This window comes from Actinomycetota bacterium (assembly GCA_005774595.1).
In the GTDB taxonomy this organism is placed as follows: Bacteria; Actinomycetota; Coriobacteriia; order Anaerosomatales; family D1FN1-002; genus D1FN1-002.
On the sequence record VAUM01000490.1, the window covers coordinates 1 to 1,114 of the forward strand.

Annotated in this window: 1 protein-coding gene; it reads left to right on the top strand. The window is 67.7% G+C overall.

All coding sequences use genetic code 11. From position 1 onward, the window contains the following. The first annotated feature begins 283 nt into the window (after nt 1-283). Nucleotides 284-814: a hypothetical protein gene (locus FDZ70_11200; protein ID TLM65324.1), complete on the top strand. Its 531-nt coding sequence runs from the start codon at nt 284-286 to the stop codon at nt 812-814. Nucleotides 815-1,114: the final 300 nt, after the last annotated feature.

Sequence of the window (1,114 nt, forward strand, 5' to 3'; positions counted from 1 at the left end):
GCACAGGACGCCCTCAGCATCACCGCCCTCGCCATCCCGTGGCTGGTGCTGGGATCGATGGCGCCCTTCTGCATCGGACTGTGGCTGCGGGAGCGGAAGCGCGCAGCGCCCGAGGCCACGAACGAGGTCCCGGACTGCGAACAGGCGTTTCCAGCGGGCGGCGCTCCGCAGTAGGCTAGGAAACGGCGACGGCACACAGCGCCGCCGCTGAAACGCAGAAACGTTAGTGAGTCGCGGTGCCGTTCCACCGTGAGAGTTGCTGAGAGCTGCTGGGGGGCTTGCGGTGCGTCTGCTTGAGACCTTCGCGGAGGTTCTAGGGGTTGGGCTCGGCGGTGTCGCCGTCTACCTCCTCTTCTCACGGCGGCACGCGGGGAAGGCGGAGTCCGCGCCACCACCCACGCCGGCGCCGCACGATTCGCTTGCCGTCGGCAGACTGCGCGGGGGCCGGCTCGCGTTCGTGTGTGCGCTCATCGTCGACATCTTCGTAGTCGTTCTTCTCTTCGCCCCTGCCCCTACCACCGCTCGCGCGATGGCGGTCACACTCCTGATGATTGCCCTCAGCGGCTTCGCCGCACTGATCACCGCCGCAGGTGTCGTAGCAGTGGCACCGGCGCTCGGGCACTCGCCGGGAACCACCGCGGCCCTCGCCGTCCTCGCTCTTCTTCCCGCGGTCTCTCTGGTCATCATCCTGGTCATGAGCGCACAGTCCACTGCAGCGCTACGTGCGACGAGTCCCGACTCCGCGTTCAAGCTGGCCGTTGACTCAAGTCCTCCGGAGCCCGATCCGTCGGACACGTGGGACGCGTTCGACTAGCCCGCGCTCACTAACAGGCGCTTCCTGCGGCAGCGCGCCCACGGCGTAGAATCGGTCTTGAAGGCGGAGCGCAGGCGCGCTCCGTTGAAGCGCAGAAACGTTGGGCCAAACGGAGCACGCGTGGAGGCAGCGATCGGGATCTACCTCACAGGTGCGGTCTGGGCCTCGCTTCTCCTACCGCTGCCCGTGTTCGTCTGGTTGGTAGTCGACTTCGCGCGCGGTGAATCCTCCAAGCGCCCAGATGCCAGACCCCCCGCGCTCGACGATTCCGACTCTCGCGGGGCGGGCTCGCTCCCCCCT